Here is a 24,974-nt window from a genome sequence, read left to right on the forward strand (position 1 = left end):
AAATGAATACCCGAGTCCAACGCTCACTAACATTAAAAAGTATGGTCGTATTCTTTATGATTACGCTACTATCACTTGCGCTTTTTTTAGCTATTCAATTCAGTTATTTAGTTGAACAACGTAAGCAAGATTATTTAGACCAGCTCAGTAACGCTGTAGTGCAAATTCAAAAACCATTAACAGATTCCCTCCTAAGCTCCGACCTTAATGAAGTTAAACGGCTGCTGATAAGCTTAAAGACATCAGGCATTATGGGAAACGCGATTATTACTGTTGATGGCACAACGGTAATGAACCTAAGCTTTGCAACGCCGAAGCCGATACCCAATTGGGTTACCCATTTTGTGGGGATCCCTGTCGAAATGACCGTACCATTGTATGCGTATGGAAATGTTGTGTTGCAAGCGAAGCCTCAAGGGTATTTAACATTACAAGTGGATCCTAACCGTGTTTATCGATTTGCACTAAATACCCTTGCTTTGATGACAACAACTTATTTATTGTTGGTACTCATTATTGCTATTGGAATGACGTGGTGTGTCAGTCGTATGATAATAAGGCCGCTACGTAAAATCGCAATTGAATTACAGACAAATTCTGAAGTTAATCAAATTGTTGTGTCTGAGTATCATCGTGACGATGAGCTCGGTTTACTTGCAAAAGGGTATAACCGTCAAAGAAAACAGCAAAAATCAGATTAAGTCATGAACATGAACTCAGCTTTATGGTCTAATATCGTTATAGTGGTAACAATGAAAAATGGAATAAAGCCAAACTATATCGTTTAACCCGATAAGTTCACGTTTTTCGTTAATTTATCTGTTGCTATTTGCGGTTAAATATAAAGATATAAAACACATAGGGGTTTACATGCAGGGCTTGAAAGTTCGGTATATCATTGGTGTTGTATTATTCTCAGTCGCGCATTTAGCGGGAGCTGAGCCTTTACAACCTGATCCAGCATGGCAGCAAGGGAAGCTAGAAAATGGCTTTAGCTGGCAATTATTACAAACACCGCAACGTCCTAATGATCGTATCCAGCTTAGATTAGCAATTAAAACAGGCTCATTAACAGAAAAAGCGAGCGAAAAAGGGTACAGTTACCTCATTCCTAAAATGGCGTTGCTTCATCAAACTGAAGAATTTCCAACAGCAACATTACAAGATTTCTGGCGTCAGGCTACAGACCCTGACATGCCAATTCCACCCGCTGTTGTTTCTTATGACTACACCATTTATAGCTTAAGTTTACCGAATAATCGCCCGGACTTAATTAAGCAAGCACTCAGCTGGTTAGCAACTTCTGTTGCAGGAGCTGAGTATACAGAAACGACATTACATAATGGTTTGACAGCACAAAATGTTCCAGTTGCAACACTTCCTTTAAATGCCAATGATCCCGTTTGGCGAGCGCGTTTAAAGGGGTCAACGATGATGGGGTATGACCCAGGCCAAAAACCGAATGATGTTGTAGCTCTTGATAGTGTGAATTCTTTTTATCAAAAATGGTACACACCGGACGTCATGACATTATATGTAGCGGGCCATGTTGATTCTCGAATGTTATCTGATTCAATTTCACAAACTTTCTCATCATTAGAAGGTAGGCGCTCTGAACCTGTTTCTGTTGCAGTGCTATCGGCGGTAAAACCACAATCTATTGATATTTTACAGGAACAGCCTGCACAGGATACGCTTTCATTAATTTGGGATATTGATTGGCTCCCCATTAAAGACTCAAATGTTTTACTGCGTTATTGGTCGAGCGATTTAGCACGTGAAGCGGTTTATCGTTCTTTGCAAAAAGCGTTCAATCAAAAATTTAATCAAGGAGAAGTTGTTCCGGGGTTAGATTGTCGTGTGCAATATCAGAAAGCCAGTTGTACGTTAACGGTGACAGCAGCACCTGAAAAAATGGCAGCGGTAACGGATATTGTTGCGAGTGAGCTTGCATCGATTAACCAAAATGGTATTGCTGCTGAGCTATTTGACGATATGCTTAAAGAAAAACAAGTGCAGTTATCGCAACTATTTGCAGCCTATGCGCGTACGAGTACTGATGTTTTGATTAGCCAACGTTTGATTTCTCAACAAAATGGGGTGGTTGACATTGCTCCTGAACAATACCAGCGGTTAAGGCAATCTTTCTTGGCGTCACAAAGCCTTGAGCAGGTGAATATGGAAGCCCGTCGGTTATTATCTCAAGAGGCAGCGTTTGTATTAGCGCAGCCAAAAGATAAACAAATGATGGATGCAGAACAAATTCGCCAGAAATTTACCAAGGTGTTATGGCCCCAAATTGCTGCGCCAGTACCAACAGAAGCGGCTCCTGCTGCACCAGCAGAAGAAAACCACACCTCACAATAAGCATGAAAAGATAGATATATGAAAAGATAGTCATTGAATGATTCAGTGGCTACCTTTTCATTAATGTTATTGGCTTAATAGCGATTCAATAACGCGAATTAGAGTCTCTCGCGACTCTCTGTCATCAACAAATCCTGCCGCACTGATTTTTGCTTCTGGTGCGTAATAGGCTACAGATCCCCAAAAGCCTAAATGGGAATACAGGGTGATACCATTGACCACATTCACCATAATGCCTAATCGGTAAAGTTCTGCACCTTCGTGAGAACCCATACTTAGCATAGTCTCTAGCGTATTTGGTGATGAAAAAATATTTCCCTCAAACAGCGCTTCTAGAAATATCGCCATTTGTTTCGAGGACATAACTAAACCCCCACCGCCATAGGTATCCATGGAAGCATGAATATGTGTTCCATCCAATTTACCTAAATATTGACGAGCCCGTGGTGCTGCGATTTGCGGCGGTTGTTCTAATGACTCCCAATATGCGCTCTCGAGACCAATAGAATCGAAATGCAAAAGCTCCCTAACAGCTAGGCCAAGAGATTGCCCCGTAATCCGTTCAATAATATCACCGAGCAAAATATAACCCGTATCTGAATAGATAAAGGATTTTGCAGGCGAAAACGTTGGAAATTGTTTACGCATGTACATTTCGATTTGTTCTGTTCGGCTCCAAACATAGTTAGGTTGTTTGAGAACGGCTTTTAGATAGTCTCCATCTGCATGGTCTAGCAGGCCACTACTGTGCTCCAGTAAATGGCGGATAGTGATAGCGTGAGTATTATATTGGGTACTGAGTAGCGTATTATATTGAGGGTCAATATATTCAGATATTGCATCATCAATACTGAGTTTTTCCATTTCAGCAAGACGTAAAATTGCAGCTGCGGTAAATGTCTTTGTATTACTGGCAATTCGTAGTGGTGTATCAACAGTAAGAGGCCTACCTTCAATATCCATTCCTCTAGCACAGAAGGCACCCACGCTATTTTTGGTCTGATTATGATAGTAAAGGACGATGCCACAAGTTAAATTTTCGAGCTGTTGAATAGAGGTAGTCATAATAATCTCATTATTGAATGATTAAGATGAGGATATATGGCATCTTAATCATATCTATACGATCCCTGCACGCTTTAAATGCGCTTAAAGTGACAATATGGCGACGACACAATGGCAAGTGTTTTTTCTTTTTATATAAATTTGGTGCTATGTTTATCCTCAATATAAGAACATAAAATGTACCCAGACATTGAAGTAAAGGAAATAACATGAATAGCTCGAATATATTTCTACAACGGTTAGGTTTGCGTTATCCCATTATACAAGCCCCAATGGCGGGAGTTTCTACTCCGGCGCTAGCCGCTGCGGTTTCAGAAGCTGGAGGGCTTGGCTCACTAGGCCTAGGCGCAAATTCAGTAGAACAAGCTCGCCAATTGATTACTCAAACACAAGCACTGACAAGTAAAGCATTCAATGTCAATTTATTCTGCCATTTACCTGCGAAACGTCATCCTGATAATGAACTGGCATGGAGCCAGTATTTAGCGCCTTATTTCGCTCAATTTAATGAGACTCCTCCTACCTATCTCAATGAAATTTATCACACTTTTTTAGATAACTCAGAAATGTTATCTATGTTACTTGAAACAAAACCTGCGGTAGTGAGTTTTCATTTTAATATTCCATCCATCGAGGTGGTACAGCAATTGAAACAACATGGTATTTATACCATGGCGACAGCAACGAATTTACAAGAAGCACAACAAATTGAATTGGCTGGAATTGATGCTGTTGTTGCACAAGGTATTGAAGCGGGAGGGCATCGAGGCATGTTTGATTTGCAGGCTTTAGATGAAGAACTCACTACTTATGAATTAGTGACATTAATCTCCCAGTATATTGATTTACCTGTGATTGCAGCGGGTGGCATAATGGATGGGCAAGATATCAATAGGGCTTTAGAGTGCGGTGCTGCTGCCGCTCAATTAGGCACTGCATTTTTGCTTTGCCCTGAATCTGCCGCGAACGCAGGCTATCGGGCTAAGATCAAATCGCAAACTGGGGATCTCACTCAACTAACTTCTGCTATTTCAGGGCGCCCAGCGAGAGGGATTATTAATCAATTTATTCGAGCAGGTAACGGCTATGAGACAAGTCAATTACCTGATTATCCATTGGTTTATGATATTGGTAAGCAGCTCAATGCAGCAGCAATGAAGTTAGGTAGTGATGAGTTTGCGGCATATTGGGCGGGGCAGAATGTGGCGAAAGCTCGTGAGATGTCTGCGTCTTTATTGGTTAGAACGTTGGCAGAAGAAATGAAACGCTAGTTTTAAACAGTGGTAGGGCGGTTTGTCTTACCGCCCCAGTAAGTTGTTATTTAATTATTTCGTTATCCAATGAACCTTTTGGCTCATCAGTCGCTATCCAAGCTGCACAAAATAAGGTTAAACGCGCAAAGAAGTAAAAGAATGCCATTAGGCCAAGCACTGAACCAAAAGCCGCTCCAGAAGGTGACGAAGCAAGGTTAGGTAAAATCCATGTCATAATGGATTTAATGATTTCAAACCCAATAGCAGCAAGTAATGTTCCTTTAAATAGTGACCTGCGGCGATGCTGCATACGCGGTAGGATCCAAAAAATCCATAAAAACAGTAGGAAATTAGCTGTAATTGATATTGTTAAACCAATCAGTGTCCAAGCAGGTTTAAGCCATTCTATACCATCTAACCCAAGCGTACTGACAATCGTTGCTTGTGCAGAGCCAGCAACAGAGGTAAGTGTAATTGTCACAATTAAGGCAATAAGTAGGCCAATTAAGGCAAAGAAGTCACGAATGTAGCGGAAAATAATATTTTCATGTTCATCTTCATTACGTTCCCATACAGAACGTGATTGTGCCAAAATAGCTAAACGTAAGTTATTAACCCAATTAACCCCTGAGTACACGGCTAAAGCCAACCCTGTCAGCCCAACTGTCGTACGTTGGCGGATTGCGGTGTCTATTGTTCTTTCTAATGTATTTGCGAGCGTAGGGTCAGTAATATTTGCAGAAATTCCACGAACTAATTTTTCAAGCAATTCAGGATTACTGGCTAATACAAAACCTGCAGCGGCGAATGAAAACATTAAAACGGGAATTAAAGAGAGAAAGGAGAAATAGGTAATTGCAGCCCCAAACTGGTTCCCCATTCGGTCATTAAAACGTTGCACGGTACGAATGATGTGAGCAATAAAAGGAATTGCACAAATAAAGTTCACAACTCGCATTGAGAAGGTCACTGCTTTTTTACTGCCATCAATACTTTTATTCAGTGTCGCTTTCAGTTTATTAGTATCTTTCTGTTCTTCTTCCTGCGTATTCGACATTTAATCCCCTTTTCCCGCAACTAAAAGTTGTCTGACTTTTCGACCTATTTAATGCCTATAAATGAATGATATGCATAATACTATAGCTTAAATTGGACAATAACTTCATCCCAATGACTGTTTTAAGAGACAAATAGTCATTGGAACGTTTGTTTAAAGTCAAAGCAACTGGTTAATTAATCAGAGGAAAAGGGGCGTTAGAAATTAAAGTGCATCTTTATAAACTTGCAGTTCAGCTTGGGCTTCTTTTAATTCTGCTTGAGCTTCTGCGAGTTTTCTTTCACGTTTTTTAATTTTACTACTGTCATCGCCTTTTAATTTTTCTTCCTGCAGCTCAGCTTCGCGTTCCTGCACTTTTTCTGTTTTCTCAGCTACATCTTTTTGACTATCACGATATAAAGATTCTGGAGTGCAATAACGATTCACATTATCTAATGCTTCTTCTAAGCCTTTAACTCGATGCTGATTACCATGTTGTTTTGCGTAATCAATTTGTTCTTGAATGCGTTGTTTCTTTATTTCGCAGCCATTTTGTGTTTTTGCCGCCATTACTGATGCGCTAGCAAAAAAGGAAATACAAATACTAGTTGTAAGGAGTAGTTTATTCATCATTTACCTCTGTTTATTTTAAAATTTGTGTTTAGGATAGCGTTTTATTTCTTTTCAGTCATGTGAATTTTAACACAGCTATGGTTATGACATTTGTAGTCAATTTTAGCTATAATGACGCGGATGAATAAATCCGGTCTATTTTTTGTTCAAAAGGGCTATCTTTAAAGAACCTATTTAATAATAGTCATCTTAGTGGCTAGTATTGAATTTCCTCAGGAAACAAACGTTACATGTTAAGTTATCGTCACAGCTTTCACGCAGGCAACCATGCTGATGTGTTAAAACACACAGTACAGAGCTTGATTATTGAATCTCTGAAAGAGAAAGAAAAACCGTTTCTGTATTTAGATACACATTCAGGTGCTGGCCGTTATCAATTAACGGGGGAACATGCAGAAAAAACAGGTGAATATCTTGAAGGGATTGCGCGTATTTGGGAGCAACCTGATTTACCTGAGGAATTATTGCCGTATATGAATATTGTGCGCCAATTGAATGATAATGGGCGTTTACGCTATTACCCAGGTTCACCATTATTAGCAAAATATTTATTACGTGAACACGATAAGCTGGTATTAACTGAACTACATTCGAGCGATTATCCATTATTACGTACAGAATTTTCACGGGATAACCGCGCGCAAGTTTTCAAGGAAGACGGCTATCAACAGCTAAAATCGAAATTACCCCCACAGAGTCGACGTGGCTTTGCGCTGATGGACCCTCCTTATGAGATGAAGACGGATTATGAAGCGGTCGTGAAAGGGGTGGTGGAAGGCTATAAACGCTTTGCAACAGGAACATATGCAATTTGGTATCCTGTTGTATTACGTCAACAAATTAAGCGTATGGTCAATCAATTAGAAGCAACAGGCATTCGTAAAATATTACAAATTGAATTGGCGGTACGTCCTGATAGCGACCAACGTGGGATGACGGCATCCGGTATGATAGTGATCAACCCACCTTGGAAACTTGAGCAGCAAATGAAGAATGTGCTGCCATGGTTACATAAAACACTCGTCCCAGAAGGCACTGGGCATACGTTAGTTGAGTGGATTGTGCCAGAGTAAACTGTATTTTTGATAGGTAATACCGATTAAACTAACAGGTGTTATCTATCGTAAAGCGCTATTTATGCCATGACAATCAATAGCATGATGCGAGAAAATGCATTCATAAATCATTCAATCAATGGGAATAACCAAATTATGAGCAAACATTACGACTATATCGCAATTGGTGGCGGAAGCGGTGGTATTGCGTCGATGAACCGTGCAGCAATGTATGGGCAAAAATGTGCCTTAATTGAGGCGAAAGCATTAGGTGGGACTTGTGTTAACGTGGGCTGTGTACCGAAAAAGGTGATGTGGCATGCGGCACAAATCTCGGAAGCTATTCGCAATTATGGTCCTGATTATGGTTTTGATGCGACAATTAATCGTTTTGATTGGAAAACACTTATTGATAGTCGTACTGCTTATATTGACCGAATTCACCAGTCTTATGACCGTGTCTTAGGGAATAATAAAGTTGATGTCATCAATGGTTTTGCACGTTTTATTGATGCCCATACTGTTGAGGTAAATGGTGAAACCTACACGGCAGACCATATTTTGATTGCAACTGGCGGGCGTCCAGTGATCCCTGCTATCCCAGGTGCAGAATATGGCATGACTTCTGATGGCTTCTTTGAACTTGAAGCATTGCCAAAACGTGTTGCGGTTGTGGGTGCCGGTTATATTGCCGTTGAACTTGCTGGTGTATTAAATGGTTTAGGCGCAGAGGCGCATTTATTTGTGCGTAAACATGCCCCGTTACGTTCATTTGACCCACTGATTGTCGAAACATTAGTGGAAGTCATGAATACGGAAGGCCCTAAACTGCATACGGAATCAATTCCGAAAGAAGTCGTGAAAAATGCAGATGGTTCACTGACATTAAAATTGGAAAATGGCCAAGAACAAACCGTCGATGCATTAATTTGGGCTATTGGTCGTGAACCAATGACAGATAACCTGAATATTGAAGCCACAGGCGTCGCACTGAATGAAAAAGGTTATATCAAGGTTGATAAATACCAAAATACTAATGTACCGGGTGTCTATGCAGTTGGTGATAATACTGGCGCCGTTGAGTTAACCCCTGTTGCGGTTGCTGCGGGTCGTCGTTTATCTGAACGTTTATTTAATAATAAACCGGATGAGCACTTAGATTACAGTAATATCCCAACTGTGGTGTTCTCTCACCCACCAATTGGTACAGTTGGTTTAACTGAGCCAGAAGCGATTGAAAAATATGGTGCTGATAAAGTTAAATGCTATAAGTCATCTTTCACAGCCATGTATACCGCCGTCACTTCGCATCGCCAGCCTTGCCGTATGAAATTGGTCTGTGTGGGTGAAGAAGAAAAAATCGTGGGTATTCATGGTATCGGTTTTGGTATGGATGAAATCTTACAAGGCTTTGCGGTTGCATTAAAAATGGGTGCAACCAAAAAAGACTTTGATAATACGGTGGCCATTCACCCAACAGCGGCAGAAGAATTTGTGACCATGCGTTAAGTATTGGTTATTTAAATTAAAAGCTAAGTTCATTTGAGCTTAGCTTTTTTTTGGCATTATTTTGCCAACAGTTCTGCAATCGCAGGAATAGCCGCTAAGCTATCAAGGTATTTTTGCATCGCAGGGGTGGTTTCCATGATTTGGTATTTAACTAAAAACATCACAAATGCACCGACATACACATCAACAGCAGTAAATTGCTCGCCACAAATAAACGGTTTAGCATTGTTTAAACCGATTTCTAAACAGGCCATTGTGCGTTCGACAGAACCAAAGCCAGAAGATTTTTGCTGTTCTTCATCTAATTGAATGCCTAAATTATTGATAGTGAAGGCAGATTCAATTGGGCCAGCAGTAAATAAGAACCAACGGTAGTAATCTGCACGTTTAGGGTCATTCAAAGCTGGTGCTAAACCTTTTTCAATAAATTTATCCGCTAAATACAAGCAAATTGCAGCGGTTTCAGTGACGACGGCATCACCATCAACAAGTGCGGGAACTTTCGCCATCGGATTAATTGCAAGATATTCCGCCGTATGCATATCTGCACCATAACCTAATTCAATACGCTTGTAAGGAACATCTAAAATTTTTAATAGTAGGTCGACCGTGTTGCCACGTGACATTGAATTAGTAAAAAGAACCAGTTCGCTCATGGTGATTTCCTTATATGAAGTTGAGCACTTACTATAAGGGAGTTGAGTGTCAGAAATTGTCAGGAGAGACGCACAATACTTCTTTTTGCCAGCGCTCTAGTAGGTAATTTTTGGGGTAAGGTAGTTTATCTGAAAGTGCATGATAAGACTGAATGCGGTCTAAACGAAAATGGCGATAACTTTTCCGTAATTCACACCAAGCAGCCAGTACTTGTGAATCTTTCATATAACCAATTGCAATTGGCCAAATAATTCGTTCACTAGGCTGGTTTTGTCCATCAAGATAAGTCATTTTGGCTTTGCATTCTTCTCGTAAACTTAAACGTAAGTCTTTAACGATGATATCGTTAATTTCATAGAAATGTGTGGTAGGAGCAAATAAGGTATTTTGATTTAGAATTTTCTGTGAATGACCTGCCACCACGGAGTTAATCTTACTTATCGCCCGTATTGCGGAGTTTTTTAGTTCACTATCTGCATTACTTTTTACCCAACGTAAACCTAATATTAAGGCTTCAAGTTCATTTTCATCGAAAGCTAAAGGCGGTAGTAATAGACCCGTTTTTAATTGGTAGCCAATACCGGCTTCCCCGACAATTTCAGCACCTTGGTCTCGTAGGGATTCAATATCTCGATAGATAGAACGCACGCTGACTTGCAGTTGTGATGAAAGTGCTTCAGCGGTAATAGGATAGCGATTCTCTTTGAGTATCTGTAATAACGTGAGTAGGCGCTGAGTGCGGGTCATGAAGTTGTCTGCTTAATGTTATTGAGTGAGAAAAACAGCAAAGATAATTTAGCTATAGTAAAAAAACAATGAGCTGAATGCTAATTAATATGTTAATTGGCGATAAAGGGAATGGAAAATTCCCTTTATCAATACCGATAAATACACAGTAATATTATTTAAAACGTTAAAACCGTTTTTAATCCCAAAACCCATGCATCCGATGTTTTCTGGACACCGCCTGGTTGATGCCAATATTGCACACTTGGTTGGAGTTCCAGCCAATAAACAGGTTTAAAACGATAATAGAGTTCTGCATTTAACGCGTTTGAAGTAATAGGGTGATATAACGGGTCATTATAATTGGTGACCCCGAGCTGTTCATTTTGTATTTTTTGGTTTTTCGCAAAGTGGTCGCTGAGCTCAATATACGAGATACCGAGACCAATCCAGTCTTCAGGCCTTGCATCAAATGCCCCGCGGTAGCGAAGGGAACTTGAAACAACATAATTCATGAAATTACTGCGCTCATCATGATAACTGCCACTGACAGATAAACTTAAACCTCGATTTTCATCATCTTGATGGCGAGTTAATTGTTGGTTCATTCCACCATAGACAAACCATGTGTTGTTATAGCTTTTATCTTTATACAGATCATGCTGTTTGGCATTGGTATATAATAATCCTAAGTTATAAGCACCAGGCAACCCATTGACGAAAGTGCGATTTTCAACTTCTAAGGGTAATAAAATACCTTTACTGCCTTTGGTTGACCAACTCCACGCATGGCTTCTATCCGTCGCTTGAGGATTCTGCTCCATAATTCCTGTTTTGATGGTAATCTCAGGGGTGATTTTATAGCTAACGGTCGTTCCCCAAGTATGAATATTCCAATTGCTCCATGTCAGGGCGTTGGCTGATTTTCCACCACATTGGCTAAGTAGTTGAAAATCACAAGGGATAATTTGGTCAAACTCTTGTACTTTATTCATCATCCCAATACGCCAAGTTAGTCGGCGGTCATCAAAACTGCGAGCAAAAGTAAGCCAACCTAACCGCGTTACGGAGCCACCTCCATAGCTTTCTTGTGCAAGGTCATTATTAGGTACTCGAGGGTCTTGCAGGCGCTTGACTGTCAGGTTGTCTTCATGGTTACGATTGACAATGTTTCCTTCAATACGAGCATCGGGAATTCCTGTCCAACGTTCAAGATCTTGTGTGAATGTGAAAGCAAATTGGTCTATATAAGCAGTATGTTTGTCATTATTATAACCGCCCCCTGCATTATAGGCGACTTGGCTCAAATAATTACTGTGAAATGAAAAGCCGTGGTCAGATAATATAGGACGTATGCCCAACATATCACCAAATATTCCTTTAGGAGCGAGCTCAAAGCCTAAAACAGTTCCATTCCATTGTTGTTCATTAGCAATAGCAGGCAATGTTAAAAACAACAAAGAGAATAATAATTTTTTATTCATGTCGGAGATAACCTATTAGCAATGGTTTGCTTTAACCCAATAATAGAGAATGGGCTCATGCGGTGTTATTTTTAATATAAGGAATCTCGAGATAAATAATTATCCCGAGATAGTTTTATTATATTTAGATATTTATTCTATTGATTTAATAACTCTCCTTGGCTCTTGATAATACTTTGGTACCAATAGAAGCTTTTTTTACGTTTTCTTTCGAGAGAGCCGTTACCTTGGTTATCACGGTCAACATAGATAAATCCATAACGTTTTGACATCTCTGCATTGGATGCACTGACAATATCTATAGGCCCCCAGCTGGTATAACCCATAATATTAACACCATCTTGAATAGCCTCATGGATTTGAACTAAATGGTCGTTGATATATTGAATACGATAATCATCAATAATTTCTCCCTCAGGCGTTATTTCATCAATAGCGCCTAGTCCATTTTCAACAATAAATAATGGTTTTTGATATCGATCCCATAATAAATTTAATAGCGTTCTAATTCCTTTTGGATCTATTTGCCATCCCCATTCTGAGCTTTCTAAATAAGGATTTGGGACCATACTAAGGATATTTCCGCGTTTTTTCTCATATTCATCTTTATCTGCGGTAATACAACCTGTCATATAATAACTGAATGAGATAAAGTCCACTGTATTTTGTAAGTCACGTTTATCTTCTTCTGTTATTGTAATATTAACTTGGTTATCTCTAAAATAGCGTAGCATATAACCTGGGTATTGGCCTCTGCATTGTACATCACCAAAAAATAGCCATTTGCGATTTTCTATCATGGCTTCCCATACATCATCAGGCTTACAAGTTAATGGATAAACGAGACCTCCTAATAACATGTTACCGATTTTAGCATCAGGGATAATGCTATGGCAGGCTTTAGTGACTCTAGCGCTGGCGACAAGTTGGTGGTGAATCGCTTGGTAAACCTCAGAAGGAGAACTATTTTCAGGTAGGCCCACACCAGTCATTGGTGCATGTAGTGACATATTAATCTCATTGAACGTCAGCCATAGTTTGACCTTATTTTTATAACGTTCAAAGACGGTACGTGCATAACGTTCGAAAAACTCAATCGTTTTACGATTTCCCCAACCGCCATATTGTGTCACTAGGTGATAGGGCATTTCATAATGGGATAATGTAATGACAGGTTGAATGTTATGCTTTGCCATTTCATCAAATAAATTATCATAAAAAGCGAGGCCTTCTTCATTGGCCGTTAATTCGTCACCAAGTGGAAATATACGGCTCCATGCAATCGAGGTTCGTAAGCAGGTGAAACCCATTTCAGCGAAAAGTGCGATATCGGTTTTATATTGGTGATAAAAATCGATGGCAATATCTTTAATAAAACTCTCATTTTGTGTTCTTTCAATTAATGAACCAAATATGCCATGAGGTTGAACATCGGATGTGCTGAGCCCTTTACCCGCAGTTAAATAAGCACCTTCAGCTTGATTGGCTGCGATTGCGCCACCCCATAAAAATGAATTTGGAAATTTAATCATGCTTAGCTCCTTATTTGTGGTTAACGGTGATAAATTTCTGACAGCTTTGAATTGATTTATTGAGCTCGACGAATTCGATCGACGCATAATCATCACTGTTGCTTACAATAACAGGGGTTGTTAAGTCATATCCTGCCTCGAGAATTTTTTCTCGGTCAAATGTCAGTAATAAATCACCTGTTTTGAATGCATCACCTTGTTTAATTTGAGGTGAAAAATGAAGCCCATCTAATTTCACGGTATCGATCCCCACATGGATGAGTAGTTCAATACCGCTTTGGCTTAATAACCCTAATGCATGGCCAGTTTTAAATAATGAGCTCACTTCACCATCGAATGGCGCATAGACTTTCCCAGTATTTGGAATAATGGCAGCACCTTGTCCAAGTAAACCACTTGCAAAAGTTTCATCTGGAGTATCTTTTAATGGGATAGCTGCACCGCCCAATGGTGCAAGAACGTCATTGGGGGTCGACGTAATCTCAGTTTTAACCGATATTTCAGGGGATATCGCTTCCCTTTTAATACCAAAGAAACGGGTTGCGATAGTGGCAAATAAGAAAGAGAGCGTTGTACCAATAATGGCTCCCCAAACAGTATTATCAACACCATGTTCCGGGATGATTTGTGCAAAAGTGAAAATATTAATTAACCCAAATGAGAATGTCAGAGTTTGGCTATAGCCAACAATCGCGCCACCAACACCACCACCAATACAGCCAAAAATAAAAGGTCGGCGCAAAGGAAGAGTCACACCGTAGACAGCAGGCTCAGTAATACCAAATAAGCCAGCGGTAACAGAAGAGCCAGCCATAATTTTCATTTTTGCATTTTTTGTTGCTAATAGAACACCTAAAGTGGCGCCAATTTGCCCTGCTACAGCGGGAAGTAATAGGGGGAAAAGCGCATCATGGCCTAGGGCACTTAAGTTATTAATACCAATAGGGACAATTCCCCAATGTAAACCGAAAATAACGCATATTTGCCAAACAGCACCCATGAAAGCACCTGCGATAACTGGGGCAAAGTTGTAAATAGCTTGGAAACTCTCCGCAATTAACATGCTTATCCAAGTTGCTAAAGGCCCAATAACAAGAAAGGTCAGAGGGACAATAATGAGTAAGCACAAGAAAGGTGTAATAAAATTCTTCATTGCAGAAGGTAAGATTTGGTTTAGTCGCTTTTCAAGCAGGCAGCTTAACCAAGAGGCAAAAATAATCGGAATGACAGATGCTGCATAGTTAATAAAGGTGACTGGGATCCCCAAAAAATATTCAGGTGTAGAACCCGCAACGAGACTTTGCTGAAAAGCGGTAATCATCATTGGGTGAATGAGTGCACCACCAATCGTCATGGTAACAAATGGGCTTCCACCAAATTTTTTCCCTGCGGTGTAACCGAGTACCAGTGGGAAAAAATAGAATAAAGAGTCACTTGCTGCAAACCAGATTTGATAAGTGCCACTGCTTGTGGATAGCCAACCTAATGCGTCTGCTAATGAAAGTAACCCTTTTAAAATACCTGAAGCAGCCATGATGCCTAAAATAGGCGTAAAGATGCTGGAGACAATATCAATAAAGTAGCCTAGTAGGCTTTCTTTATCTTGTTTTACCACTTTTTTTTCCGCTTTTTTGGGCTGATTTATTGAGTTTGAAGTTGTATCAATTAACTGATTAACTGCGTTAAAAACCTCGTTAACGTGGTTACCGATGACGACTTGAAATTGACCGCCGCTTTCAACTACGGTAATAACCTCTGGACTTTGTTTTAATTGCTCTGCATTGGCTTTTTTACTTTCTTTCAGTTTAAAGCGTAGGCGTGTCGCGCAATGTATTAAATCGACAACGTTATCTTTTCCTCCAACGTTTTCAATAATTTGCTTCGCCAAAGCTTGATATTTCATATTGATTTCCTTTATTACCTGAACAATAGAAGCCACGTTACTATTGATAAATAAGCAAAAAAAAAACCTGACTCACCACCAGCACGAATAAGGCTAGTAGTGAAAATCAGGTTTTGCCTGCCAACGGGCAGTAGCAATCCATCGGTTTTTATCAGTTTGTATCAATAAATAGTTTTTCGGCTTACTTTGCGTCACTTATGTGACGATTTTTCTTTCCTAATACGCTCTATATGAATGGTTAAATACATGCGTTCTTCATCTGTTAAGTCGCGTTGGTATTTCTTGGATAAATAAGCACTGACCTTTTCAGCACATTTCCAAGAAATTGAATAATTTTCTTTGATGACAAGATGCATCGCAATATCGTCATTAGGAACTGGCTCATCACTCATCATACGATGGGTAAAAAACTTTAAATGAGTTACAAACCGCTGATAACTTAGTGTGTCCTCATGATATTCAATTTGTAGATGATATTTTACGATGTTCATGATTTCATTCATTATCGCCATCGTTTCCATGACAATTGGCATCTCACCCGTCAACTGAGCATTGACGAAATGTAACGCGATAAAACCAGCTTCATCGATGGGTAACTCAATCTCTAAATCTTGTTTAATCAATGCCAATGACTCTAGCCCCAACTGGTACTCTTTTGGGTAAAGTCGTTGAATTTCCCATAACATGGTATTAGTGATAGCTAGGCCTTTTTGCTGTCTTTCAATTGCATAATTACAGTGATCAGTTAAAACGATATATAAGCTTTCATGTAGGTTGCCAAGTTTACTTTTCGCATTTTCAATTATTTTGTCACAGACTTTCATAATAGAAATTGGTATTCGGCTTAACAGTTCACTTAATCGGCTTGTTAATTCATGGCTACGTAACTCAAAGACTTTTTCTATTTTTTTAGAATCGACAAAGTCATTAACTTTCATTTGAAAGGCGAGCCCACGCCCCATAACGACAATTTCTTGCTGTTGTTCATTTAGGGCAACGACCACATTGTTGTTTAAAATTTTTGCGATCTGCATTTTGTTTCCCCTAAAACGAAAAAAACCTGATAGCACAATGATAATTCATTGACTAATCAGGTTTTGCCTGTGTGATAAGCACAGTAACAATCCAGTAACTTAATTTTCAAATACTGTAATTAAACTTTTTGGGTTATTCAAACAGCAAAGTATGAAAATGTGAACTCACACGCTCAATTCAGCCAATCTCTTTTTTGCATGGCTAATGACGGTATCGTGCTTATTTAATTGTTTTTTGCCACCAAGACACTTTTTTGCCACCAAGACACAATGTAATCTGCGATTTGCTCTGGGTTATTGATATCTAACTGCGGCACGTGAGTATCAATGATTTCATTACTGGCAACAGCCACTACATAGTTATCTATCAAACCGTTGAGAGGTTTGCCCACTTCAGAGCGAAACAAGGCGATTTTATCGATCGGCTCATGTTTGAATCCTTCAACGAGGATCAGATCTAATGTTGTGTGATCGAAACGACCAGCTAAATAGTGTAGATCCATTTCATTAGCGTCGGGGGTTTCGGTCATCAGCGCCCAGCGCTTTTCACTGGCAACAAGCGTTTGGTTTGCGCCTGCTTTACGTAATTCAAAACTGTCTTTGCCCGGCTTATCCACTTCCATGTCATGGTGAGTGTGCTTAATTAAACCAACACGAACGTTACGCTGCTTGAGCAGAGGGATAACTTTTTTTAATAGCGTCGTTTTTCCTGTGCCGCTGTAAGCGGTAATTCCAAGTAGAGGTAGCGTATTTTTCTTCATAATTCTTTTTGTTGTAACTCCCAGTTACGGTTATCTTCCGGTGTATTAAGATTCGCAAATGAACCCGGTTCGGGTGAGAAAGTAACACTTTTTGCATTAATTTCATGCATGAAAAGCATTAATTTACGGTCACCTCTTGTAAGGTAATCATCAAGTTGAGTTTTTAGTGAACGATGCAATAAAGCAAACGTAGGGTGCTCTCGTTCTGTATCACAAGCGTAGCAGGCTAAATGTTTTTCTTTCTCATTGAACATTTTTTCCGCTAAATTGAGAGGGAAAGTAGGAACATCGCAAGGCACAAACAGTAACCAATCTGTTTTGGCATGGTGTAAAGCCGCTTGCATTCCTGCTAATGGGCCAGAAAAATGGTTATTTAAATCAGAGATAACCGTCAACTGGCTTTCACTGTAACGCGGTTGATTACGATTTGCATTGATGAGTACTTCGCCAACTTGGGGTTGTAAGCGTGCTAAAATATGTTGATAGAGCGGCTTTCCCGATAAAAGTACCAATCCCTTATCTTGACCACCCATTCGAGAGCCTCGGCCACCAGCAAGTATCACACCAGTTATTAACTGACGAAATGACATGTTCAATATCCTTGAATATCTTCAAGAAAATGTTTCAACATTCCTAGAAAACACTTTCGAGTATAGTAATTACTAAAATTTATTCTATTTTGCTATAAAATCAATGAATATTCGTGCGTATTGCAGTTAAACTTTACGTAGATTGACAACAGTTCGCTTTTTCTCTTGTATGATTATTGGTAACTTGTATCGAATATTCGTGATAAAGGAATAAACATGAAATGCCATCGCTTAAATGAAGTTATTGAGCTTCTGCATCCTGTCTGGAAAGATAATTCAGATTTAAACTTGGTAGAATTATTGCAAAAACTGGCTGATGAAGCAGGTTTTAAAGGCAGTTTATCTGAGTTAACAGATGATGTGCTAATTTATCATTTAAAAATGCGTGGTTCGGATAGCAATGAAGCGATCCCGGGTTTAAAAAAAGATTATGAAGATGACTTTAAAACCGCTATTTTGCGTGCCCGTGGCATTATTAAAGACTAAAACGCGATGGACGAAATAGAACATTCGAATTTCCATTTTAGTGGAATCTCCCCTGACTTAATTTTAGACGCCTTAATGGAAGTCGGGGTTTACCCCGAATCAGGTCTGCTTGAATTAAATAGCTACGAAAATCGGGTTTATCAATTCCAAGACGAAAATCGGCAACGCTATGTGGTTAAATTTTATCGCCCTGAGCGTTGGAACCGTTCACAAATTCAAGAAGAGCACGATTTCACTTTAGAGCTTCGAGATGAAGGGCTGTCTGTCGCAGCGCCTCTTGAGTTTGCTGGGCAAACGGTATTGGAGTTTGGTGGGTTTATATTTGCAATTTTTCCGAGTATCGGTGGCAGACAATATGAAACAGATAACTTGTTTCAATTAGAAAGTGTAGGCCATTTGTTAGGACGTGTACACCAAATTGGCCAGCGTAAAAACTTTGCATTTCGTCCGACAATGGGTCTTGATGAGTATTTGGCACTGCCTCGCCAAGTGATAGCTTCAAGCCCTTTGATTGCAGAACGCTATAAATCTCAATTTATAGAGTCTTTAGATGCATTGATTGCACAAGTAAAATTACACTGGACTGACTCAATTTCATCAATTCGCCTACAAGGTGATTGCCACCCAGGCAATATTCTGTGGCGCGATGAAGCTTGGCTGGTGGATTTTGATGACGCCCGAAATGGGCCTGCAATCCAAGACCTTTGGATGCTACTTAATGGCTCTCGCCAAGAACAAGTCATTCAATTGGATACGTTATTAGAAACATATAATGAGTTTTGTGATTTTGATGTAAAACAGCTGAAGCTGATTGAACCTCTTAGAGCAATGCGTATGGTACATTACCTCGGGTGGATTATCCGCCGCTGGCAAGACCCTGCGTTTCCTCGAGCATTTTCATGGCTACAAGCTGATGATTTTTGGCAAAAACAATCGCTCGAATTTAATCAACAGATTGAACGGTTGCAAGACGCCCCTTTGCAGTTAACCCCTCAGTTTTAACTTTTAAGTTTTTGTTTTTGGAGAATGTAGTCTATGAAAAAAATTATGTTGGCTTTGCTTGGTATTGCTATGTCTTTTAGTGCTGCAGCGGCAAACTACACGGAAGGTAAAGAGTATACTGATGTTAAAGCTGTACCAAATTTACCTCAAGTTCTGGAGTTCTTCTCATTTTATTGCCCACACTGCTATCAATTTGAGAGCGTGTATAAAGTGCCTCAAACGGTAGAGAAAAACTTACCAGAAGGCGTGAAAATGGAACGTTATCACGTTGATTTTCTTGGTCCTTTAGGTGCCGATTTAACTCAAGCTTGGGCCGTTGCGATTGTCTTGAAAGCAGAAGACAAAGTCACACCTATCCTGTTTGAAGGTATCCAAAAAACGCAAACTATCAACAGTAAAGCAGATATCCGTAATGCCTTTATCAAAGCAGGTATTTCTGGTGAAGAGTATGATGCAGCTTTAAACAGCTTCGTTGTGAAATCTATCGTTGCGAAACAGCAAAATGCAGCGCAAGACTTAAAACTGCGCGGTGTTCCTGCATTATTTGTTGATGGTAAATACCAAGTTCGTAATAACGGTATCTCAGTTGATAACGCAGCTGACTACGGCAAAGAGTTCTCTAATGTTGTGAACTTCTTAGTAAATAAAAAATAATCGCAAATAGACGGTGGTATACTCGCCATCGTCTCTTTTTCTATTAATATCCACAATTCAAAGACTTTCTCTCACCTGTATTAAACCCATTCAATTATGAGCTAACCCTTTGATTTTACTTTTCTGTTTATATTGTTAACAGCCATATTACTTGTTGAATTTACTGAGTAACACAAATTTACACACAAGCTTATCCACAGGATGTTAGTCAGATACTTAGTTAATCGGCGTGATTAATTTTAATTAACTGTAATTAATGGTGTACTTATAATAGTGGATGATTTGGTGTGTTTTTAATTATCTAACTAAGCGGAATATAAAACTTGGGATGTATCTGAGGCCACATTATGGCATCCTATTGGTATTCGTTCCTGACTAAAAAGATGATGACAGATTATGGCTCAGATTGCAGAAAACCCTCTTATTTTGGTTGATGGTTCCTCTTACCTATACCGTGCTTACCATGCATTCCCTCCACTGACCAATAGTGCTGGTGAGCCTACAGGGGCAATGTATGGCGTGCTTAATATGCTACGTAGTTTAATTATGCAGTATAAACCTAGCCATGTAGCGGTTGTCTTTGATGCGAAGGGAAAAACATTTCGTGATGAATTGTTTGAAAGCTATAAGTCACATCGCCCACCCATGCCTGATGATTTACGCGCTCAAATCGCCCCACTACATGAAATGGTGGAAGCGATGGGCTTGCCTTTACTGGTGGTTTCAGGAGTGGAAGCCGATGACGTCATCGGGACATTAGCCTGTGAAGCAAGCCGAAAAGGTATGCCAGTGTTAATTAGTACGGGCGATAAAGATATGGCGCAATTAGTTGAGCCTAACATTACGCTTATCAATACCATGAATAACACTATTCTAGGGCCTGATGAAGTCAAAGAAAAATACGGTGTTCCCCCTGAACTCATCATTGATTTTTTAGCATTAATGGGGGATTCGTCAGATAATATTCCTGGGGTGCCTGGCGTTGGTGAAAAAACAGCACTCGCTTTACTGCAAGGCATTGGTAGTTTAGAAGCAATTTATAATGACCTTGAAGCTATTGCCCCATTAGGTTTTAGAGGTTCTAAAACGTTAGCCCCTAAAATGGCGGAAAATCGCGATGTTGCTTTTTTATCATACCAATTAGCGACGATTAAAACGGATGTTGAGCTGGAAAAAACATGTGAAGAGCTACAAGTTGCTCAGCCAGATGTGGATAAACTGCATCAATTATTCAGCCGTTATGAATTTAAACGTTGGCTAGCCGATGTTGAAAATGGGACTTGGATGGAGGGTAAAGGCTCAAGTGCGAAACCTAGCCCAACACCAGCAGCGTCACCTGTGAAGCCATCAAACCTAACTGTGCCAACATTGTGTGCCGAAAATTACCAAACGATTCTAGAAAAAGCCGATTTAGAGCGCTGGGTTGAAAAATTAAGCAAAGCATCATTATTTGCTTTTGATACTGAAACCGATAGTTTAGATACCCAAGAAGCTCGTTTAGTGGGGATGTCATTTGCAATTGAGCCGGGGCATGCCGCTTATTTACCATTAGGTCACGATTACCTTGATGCGCCAGTACAGCTTCCTCTGGAAGAGGTTTTGGAACTTATGAAGCCTATCCTTGAGAGTGAAAACATCCTCAAAATTGGCCAAAACTTGAAGTATGATGCAGAAGTTCTTGAAAATTATGACATCGAATTAAAAGGTATCGGTTATGACACCATGCTGGAATCGTATGTGTTAAACAGTGTTGCGGGGATGGGACGCCATGATATGGACAGCTTGGCCGATCGCCATTTGAACCATAAAACCGTGAGCTTTGAAGAAATCGCAGGTAAAGGTAAAAAGCAGCTGACATTTAACCAAATTGCTTTAGAAGAAGCCGCTAATTATGCGGCGGAAGATGCAGATGTCACGCTATTACTGCATCAAGCGTTATATCCACAATTAGAGGCTGAACCTAAGCTTAATCACATTTTCCAAAATATTGAAATGCCACTTGTGCCTGTGTTAGTCCGCATGGAACGCAAAGGTGTTTTAATTGACGCAAACGTACTTGCAGCGCAGTCAAAGGTGATTACCGCTCGTTTAGCTGAGCTGGAAAAAGAGGCTTTCGAGCTTGCAGGGGAAGAGTTTAACCTCGCTTCGCCAAAACAATTGCAAACTATCTTATTCGAAAAATTGCAATTGCCGGTGATAAAGAAAACACCAAGTGGGGCAGCATCGACGAATGAGGAAGTGCTTGAAGAATTAGCGCTAAACCATGCATTGCCAAAATTGTTGCTTGAGCACCGTAGTTTAGCCAAATTAAAATCCACGTATACGGATAAACTGCCACTCATGATTAACCCGCGTACTCAGCGTGTTCATACTTCTTACCACCAAGCAGTCACAGCAACGGGGCGTTTATCTTCTCGGGATCCTAACCTACAAAATATTCCAGTTAGAACTGAAGAAGGTCGCCGGATCCGCCAAGCCTTTATCGCGCGTGAAGGCTACAAAGTGATGGCAGCGGACTATTCACAAATTGAATTACGTATTATGGCGCATTTATCCCAAGATAAAGGCCTATTAACTGCGTTTGCGGAAGGGAAAGACATCCATAAAGCGACAGCCGCTGAAGTCTTTGGTGTACCACTGGAACAAGTCACCAGTGACCAGCGTCGTAGTGCCAAGGCGATTAACTTCGGGCTTATCTATGGCATGAGTGCATTTGGTTTAGCGCGTCAATTAGGGATCCCTCGTGGTGAAGCTCAACGCTATATGGATCTCTACTTTGAACGCTACCCTGGTGTATTACGTTATATGGAAAACACACGCTTACAAGCTTCTGAACAAGGTTATGTTGAAACACTTGAAGGCCGTCGCTTATATTTAGCGGATATTAAGTCGAGTAATGGAATGCGCCGTAAAGCGGCAGAACGCGAAGCGATCAACGCCCCAATGCAAGGAACCGCAGCGGACATCATTAAAAAAGCCATGATTGCCGTTGATAATTGGTTGCAAACTGAAAAACCGCATGCAGATATGCTAATGCAAGTTCACGATGAGCTGGTCTTTGAGGTCAAAGAGTCTGAATTAGTGCGTGTTCAAGCTCAGGTCCAGTCATTAATGGAACAAAGCATGAAACTGGATGTGCCATTAAAAGTGGATGTGGGAATTGGTGACAACTGGGATGAAGCCCACTAATTTTTAATCATATTGAATATATAGAACCTCCATTATGAAGAGACCCCCAAGAGTTGGATAACCAATTACTGGGGGTTTTTTACGTTTAAGCGAAGGTATAACAGATAATTATGCATTTGAAATTATTAACTAGAAATTCAATATAACTCTGCAATAAATCAATTATTTTTGTGATGACAGTCAAGAAAATGGTTAACATTTTTATGCGACATACATCTCATAAATATGTAATTAAAATCCGTTTTTTAGCTTATTTTATTCATATTTCTGTGCTGAATCGTAGAAAGCTTTGAAAAAAAATTACAAAAAGGCTTTTTTTCGAGCGAAAAATAAAGTACATTAATAGGCGTAGGGTACAGAGGTAAGATGTTCTATCTTTCAGACCTTTTACTTCACGTAATCGGATTTAGCTGAATATTAGCTGCTCCAGTCAAGTATTTGACTGGAGCATTTTTTTATCTAAAATTCAGTGAATTAGAAGGTATGAGGGTGTAATGAACCATTTCTGGCTCACTACTAAAGAAATCAAGCCGGTGTGTTATACCAACTATCTAGCTTAATGCGGAGTTTATCGATACCAATCTTTTTCAGTGCTGAAAAGTATTCCACTTCAATATCCCCTTCAAGTGGAGCCAATGCTTGGCGAACTTCCATCAGTTGTTTTTTTCTTGCTCCAGAGGCCAGTTTGTCTGCTTTTGTGAGTAAAACTAAAACGGGTACATTCATCGCAACAGACCATTCAATCATTTGCATATCGAGGTCTTTTAATGGATGACGGATATCCATTAAGACAACCAGCCCCTTAATGCATTCTCTTTTTTGGAGATATTCCCCGAGTGCTTGTTGCCATTTACGTTTCATTTCTTCAGGAACTTCGGCATAACCATAGCCTGGAAGGTCAACAAGGCGAACGCCTTCCTCAACTTCAAATAGGTTGATTAGCTGAGTTCTTCCTGGTGTTTTACTGGTACGTGCTAAGCTTTTTTGCTGTGTTAATGCGTTTAACGCACTGGATTTCCCCGCATTAGAACGGCCAGCAAAAGCCACCTCAATTCCGGTATCTTTAGGTAGATGACGGATATCGGGTGCACTGATGACAAATTTTGCCATCTGGTAGTTATGATTTTTAATTGCCATTTGTCTTTCTCCCTGAGTTAGCCTCAAAAGGCTCGAGGATTATAGCTTTGCTTAGCGCTTCCCGACAACTCGAAATATCCTCTTAACCGCTTTTCCCTTGGTGTCAGGTATTATTTTTTGTGTGTTGTAGTCTGCGAAATTGTAATAATAGAAAAATAACCATTATTAATGACGTTTTTCACTAAAATTGGTCTAGAATTTAGCGCATTTGGTGTGTTTTTATTTTTTGGCGTAAATATAGGTAAATCTTCAGCATTCTTGTTGGCTTCACTCTAGAATTGCTTGATTGCAGTTGTAATGAGCTATAACGAAAGGGACCTTACATGTTAAAACGAATTTTTGTGCCACTTTTGGCCATCTGCGCAATGAGCGCATCTTCTCTTGCATTATCTGCGGGTGAGACTTATGTTAAATTAGTCACGTCGGCGGGTGATATCGAATTAGAACTGAATAGTAAAAAAGCCCCTGTTACGACAGAAAATTTCGTTCAGTATGTTAATGAAGGTTATTACAACGGAACCACTTTCCACCGTGTAATCCCAGGTTTTATGATTCAAGGTGGTGGCTTTAATAAAGATTTACAGCAAAAACAAACCCGCACTCCAATCAAAAATGAAGCGGATAACGGTTTACGTAATTTACGCGGTACTATTTCTATGGCGCGTACTGCAAATAAAGACAGCGCAACGAGCCAATTCTTTATTAATGTAGCTGATAATGCTTTCTTAGACCACGGCCAACGTGACTTTGGTTATGCTGTGTTTGGTAAAGTGGTAAAAGGGATGGATGTTGCAGATAAAATCTCTAAAGTAAAAACAGAAAACGTAGGGCCATATCAAAATGTCCCAGTTGAATCGGTTACAATTATTTCTGCTGAAGTGATTAAAAAACCGTAGTGATT

Annotated in this window: 22 protein-coding genes; 10 read left to right on the top strand and 12 right to left on the bottom strand. The window is 39.8% G+C overall.

Annotated features, from left to right (window positions below; all coding sequences use genetic code 11):
• Positions 1–2 precede the first annotated feature (2 nt).
• Positions 3–701, top strand: a complete 699-nt coding sequence (locus M1F26_RS01400; protein ID WP_036958595.1) for a HAMP domain-containing protein — start codon at positions 3–5, stop codon at positions 699–701.
• 169 nt (positions 702–870) lie between these two features.
• A complete protein-coding gene (locus M1F26_RS01405; RefSeq protein ID WP_227528880.1) occupies positions 871–2,367 on the top strand; it encodes an insulinase family protein in 1,497 nt (498 codons plus the stop codon).
• 66 nt (positions 2,368–2,433) lie between these two features.
• Here M1F26_RS01405 and M1F26_RS01410 read toward each other — a convergent pair whose 3' ends face one another.
• On the bottom strand, positions 2,434–3,432 hold the full coding sequence (locus M1F26_RS01410; RefSeq protein WP_180359510.1) for a serine hydrolase domain-containing protein: 999 nt from the start codon (positions 3,430–3,432) through the stop codon (positions 2,434–2,436).
• A 209-nt stretch (positions 3,433–3,641) separates the two neighbouring features.
• Between M1F26_RS01410 and M1F26_RS01415 the strand changes: the two genes are divergently transcribed.
• Complete coding sequence (locus M1F26_RS01415) at positions 3,642–4,703, top strand: NAD(P)H-dependent flavin oxidoreductase (protein WP_140172006.1); 1,062 nt, start codon at positions 3,642–3,644, stop codon at positions 4,701–4,703.
• Between the two features lie 46 nt (positions 4,704–4,749).
• Here M1F26_RS01415 and yhjD read toward each other — a convergent pair whose 3' ends face one another.
• Positions 4,750–5,742, bottom strand: a complete 993-nt coding sequence (gene yhjD, locus M1F26_RS01420; RefSeq protein WP_004262608.1) for an inner membrane protein YhjD — start codon at positions 5,740–5,742, stop codon at positions 4,750–4,752.
• Positions 5,743–5,946: 204 nt separating this feature from the next.
• Positions 5,947–6,351 (bottom strand): DUF1090 domain-containing protein, encoded by a 405-nt coding sequence (locus M1F26_RS01425; RefSeq protein WP_036958592.1) that lies wholly within the window; start codon positions 6,349–6,351, stop codon positions 5,947–5,949.
• A 233-nt stretch (positions 6,352–6,584) separates the two neighbouring features.
• On the opposite strand from M1F26_RS01425, the gene M1F26_RS01430 reads away from it, so the two are divergent.
• Both M1F26_RS01430 and gorA read left to right on the top strand, forming a co-directional pair.
• The gene (locus M1F26_RS01430) at positions 6,585–7,427 is read left to right on the top strand and encodes a 23S rRNA (adenine(2030)-N(6))-methyltransferase RlmJ (RefSeq protein ID WP_004262593.1); all 843 of its coding nucleotides are present in this window, start codon (positions 6,585–6,587) and stop codon (positions 7,425–7,427) included.
• Between the two features lie 138 nt (positions 7,428–7,565).
• A complete protein-coding gene (gene gorA / locus M1F26_RS01435; RefSeq protein ID WP_036958623.1) occupies positions 7,566–8,918 on the top strand; it encodes a glutathione-disulfide reductase in 1,353 nt (450 codons plus the stop codon).
• Positions 8,919–8,974: 56 nt separating this feature from the next.
• Here gorA and M1F26_RS01440 read toward each other — a convergent pair whose 3' ends face one another.
• The 8 genes from M1F26_RS01440 to mobA form a co-directional block, all read right to left on the bottom strand.
• Positions 8,975–9,574 carry a glutathione S-transferase family protein gene (locus tag M1F26_RS01440; RefSeq protein ID WP_004262587.1) on the bottom strand — a complete coding sequence of 200 codons (600 nt, stop codon included), beginning with the start codon at positions 9,572–9,574 and terminating at the stop codon, positions 8,975–8,977.
• Positions 9,575–9,623: 49 nt separating this feature from the next.
• On the bottom strand, positions 9,624–10,322 hold the full coding sequence (locus M1F26_RS01445) for a helix-turn-helix transcriptional regulator (RefSeq protein ID WP_140172007.1): 699 nt from the start codon (positions 10,320–10,322) through the stop codon (positions 9,624–9,626).
• A 158-nt stretch (positions 10,323–10,480) separates the two neighbouring features.
• Entirely contained in the window at positions 10,481–11,785 is a 1,305-nt protein-coding gene (locus M1F26_RS01450; protein WP_140172008.1) for a carbohydrate porin, read from the bottom strand.
• A gap of 137 nt (positions 11,786–11,922) precedes the next feature.
• On the bottom strand, positions 11,923–13,317 hold the full coding sequence (locus M1F26_RS01455) for a glycoside hydrolase family 1 protein (RefSeq protein ID WP_112307788.1): 1,395 nt from the start codon (positions 13,315–13,317) through the stop codon (positions 11,923–11,925).
• Between the two features lie 10 nt (positions 13,318–13,327).
• Positions 13,328–15,220: a PTS beta-glucoside transporter subunit IIABC gene (bglF, locus tag M1F26_RS01460; protein ID WP_140172009.1), complete on the bottom strand. Its 1,893-nt coding sequence runs from the start codon at positions 15,218–15,220 to the stop codon at positions 13,328–13,330.
• Between the two features lie 191 nt (positions 15,221–15,411).
• A complete protein-coding gene (licT, locus tag M1F26_RS01465; RefSeq protein ID WP_140172010.1) occupies positions 15,412–16,254 on the bottom strand; it encodes a BglG family transcription antiterminator LicT in 843 nt (280 codons plus the stop codon).
• A 224-nt stretch (positions 16,255–16,478) separates the two neighbouring features.
• On the bottom strand, positions 16,479–17,015 hold the full coding sequence (gene mobB / locus M1F26_RS01470; protein ID WP_140172011.1) for a molybdopterin-guanine dinucleotide biosynthesis protein MobB: 537 nt from the start codon (positions 17,013–17,015) through the stop codon (positions 16,479–16,481).
• Positions 17,012–17,605 carry a molybdenum cofactor guanylyltransferase MobA gene (gene mobA / locus M1F26_RS01475; RefSeq protein ID WP_140172012.1) on the bottom strand — a complete coding sequence of 198 codons (594 nt, stop codon included), beginning with the start codon at positions 17,603–17,605 and terminating at the stop codon, positions 17,012–17,014. The genes mobB and mobA overlap by 4 nt, the downstream gene beginning before the upstream one ends.
• Before the next feature lie 216 nt (positions 17,606–17,821).
• Between mobA and M1F26_RS01480 the strand changes: the two genes are divergently transcribed.
• From M1F26_RS01480 to polA, 4 genes are all read left to right on the top strand, one after another.
• A complete protein-coding gene (locus tag M1F26_RS01480; protein WP_004262581.1) occupies positions 17,822–18,091 on the top strand; it encodes a YihD family protein in 270 nt (89 codons plus the stop codon).
• A gap of 6 nt (positions 18,092–18,097) precedes the next feature.
• Positions 18,098–19,093: a serine/threonine protein kinase gene (locus tag M1F26_RS01485; protein ID WP_140172013.1), complete on the top strand. Its 996-nt coding sequence runs from the start codon at positions 18,098–18,100 to the stop codon at positions 19,091–19,093.
• Positions 19,094–19,126: 33 nt separating this feature from the next.
• Complete coding sequence (dsbA, locus tag M1F26_RS01490; RefSeq protein WP_004262579.1) at positions 19,127–19,747, top strand: thiol:disulfide interchange protein DsbA; 621 nt, start codon at positions 19,127–19,129, stop codon at positions 19,745–19,747.
• A gap of 396 nt (positions 19,748–20,143) precedes the next feature.
• Positions 20,144–22,936: a DNA polymerase I gene (gene polA / locus M1F26_RS01495; RefSeq protein WP_140172014.1), complete on the top strand. Its 2,793-nt coding sequence runs from the start codon at positions 20,144–20,146 to the stop codon at positions 22,934–22,936.
• A 525-nt stretch (positions 22,937–23,461) separates the two neighbouring features.
• On the opposite strand, the gene yihA is transcribed toward polA, so the two are convergent.
• Positions 23,462–24,073, bottom strand: a complete 612-nt coding sequence (gene yihA, locus M1F26_RS01500) for a ribosome biogenesis GTP-binding protein YihA/YsxC (protein ID WP_036958591.1) — start codon at positions 24,071–24,073, stop codon at positions 23,462–23,464.
• A 323-nt stretch (positions 24,074–24,396) separates the two neighbouring features.
• On the opposite strand from yihA, the gene ppiA reads away from it, so the two are divergent.
• Positions 24,397–24,969, top strand: a complete 573-nt coding sequence (ppiA, locus tag M1F26_RS01505; RefSeq protein ID WP_140172015.1) for a peptidylprolyl isomerase A — start codon at positions 24,397–24,399, stop codon at positions 24,967–24,969.
• The last annotated feature ends 5 nt before the right edge of the window (positions 24,970–24,974 follow it).

Source organism: Providencia sp. PROV048 (assembly GCF_033688165.1).
Lineage (GTDB): Bacteria > Pseudomonadota > Gammaproteobacteria > Enterobacterales > Enterobacteriaceae > Providencia > Providencia hangzhouensis.

Coding starts and splice junctions, on each gene's coding strand:
- mobB (WP_140172011.1), bottom strand. CDS start 17,015: ATGAAGAAAAATACGCTACCTCTACTTGGAATTACCGCTTACAGCGGC.
- M1F26_RS01480 (WP_004262581.1), top strand. CDS start 17,822: ATGAAATGCCATCGCTTAAATGAAGTTATTGAGCTTCTGCATCCTGTC.
- yhjD (WP_004262608.1), bottom strand. CDS start 5,742: ATGTCGAATACGCAGGAAGAAGAACAGAAAGATACTAATAAACTGAAA.
- M1F26_RS01415 (WP_140172006.1), top strand. CDS start 3,642: ATGAATAGCTCGAATATATTTCTACAACGGTTAGGTTTGCGTTATCCC.
- M1F26_RS01440 (WP_004262587.1), bottom strand. CDS start 9,574: ATGAGCGAACTGGTTCTTTTTACTAATTCAATGTCACGTGGCAACACG.
- M1F26_RS01450 (WP_140172008.1), bottom strand. CDS start 11,785: ATGAATAAAAAATTATTATTCTCTTTGTTGTTTTTAACATTGCCTGCT.
- M1F26_RS01410 (WP_180359510.1), bottom strand. CDS start 3,432: ATGACTACCTCTATTCAACAGCTCGAAAATTTAACTTGTGGCATCGTC.
- yihA (WP_036958591.1), bottom strand. CDS start 24,073: ATGGCAATTAAAAATCATAACTACCAGATGGCAAAATTTGTCATCAGT.
- mobA (WP_140172012.1), bottom strand. CDS start 17,605: ATGTCATTTCGTCAGTTAATAACTGGTGTGATACTTGCTGGTGGCCGA.
- M1F26_RS01400 (WP_036958595.1), top strand. CDS start 3: ATGAATACCCGAGTCCAACGCTCACTAACATTAAAAAGTATGGTCGTA.
- M1F26_RS01445 (WP_140172007.1), bottom strand. CDS start 10,322: ATGACCCGCACTCAGCGCCTACTCACGTTATTACAGATACTCAAAGAG.
- polA (WP_140172014.1), top strand. CDS start 20,144: ATGGCTCAGATTGCAGAAAACCCTCTTATTTTGGTTGATGGTTCCTCT.
- M1F26_RS01405 (WP_227528880.1), top strand. CDS start 871: ATGCAGGGCTTGAAAGTTCGGTATATCATTGGTGTTGTATTATTCTCA.
- M1F26_RS01425 (WP_036958592.1), bottom strand. CDS start 6,351: ATGAATAAACTACTCCTTACAACTAGTATTTGTATTTCCTTTTTTGCT.
- ppiA (WP_140172015.1), top strand. CDS start 24,397: ATGTTAAAACGAATTTTTGTGCCACTTTTGGCCATCTGCGCAATGAGC.
- dsbA (WP_004262579.1), top strand. CDS start 19,127: ATGAAAAAAATTATGTTGGCTTTGCTTGGTATTGCTATGTCTTTTAGT.
- bglF (WP_140172009.1), bottom strand. CDS start 15,220: ATGAAATATCAAGCTTTGGCGAAGCAAATTATTGAAAACGTTGGAGGA.
- licT (WP_140172010.1), bottom strand. CDS start 16,254: ATGCAGATCGCAAAAATTTTAAACAACAATGTGGTCGTTGCCCTAAAT.
- gorA (WP_036958623.1), top strand. CDS start 7,566: ATGAGCAAACATTACGACTATATCGCAATTGGTGGCGGAAGCGGTGGT.
- M1F26_RS01430 (WP_004262593.1), top strand. CDS start 6,585: ATGTTAAGTTATCGTCACAGCTTTCACGCAGGCAACCATGCTGATGTG.
- M1F26_RS01455 (WP_112307788.1), bottom strand. CDS start 13,317: ATGATTAAATTTCCAAATTCATTTTTATGGGGTGGCGCAATCGCAGCC.
- M1F26_RS01485 (WP_140172013.1), top strand. CDS start 18,098: ATGGACGAAATAGAACATTCGAATTTCCATTTTAGTGGAATCTCCCCT.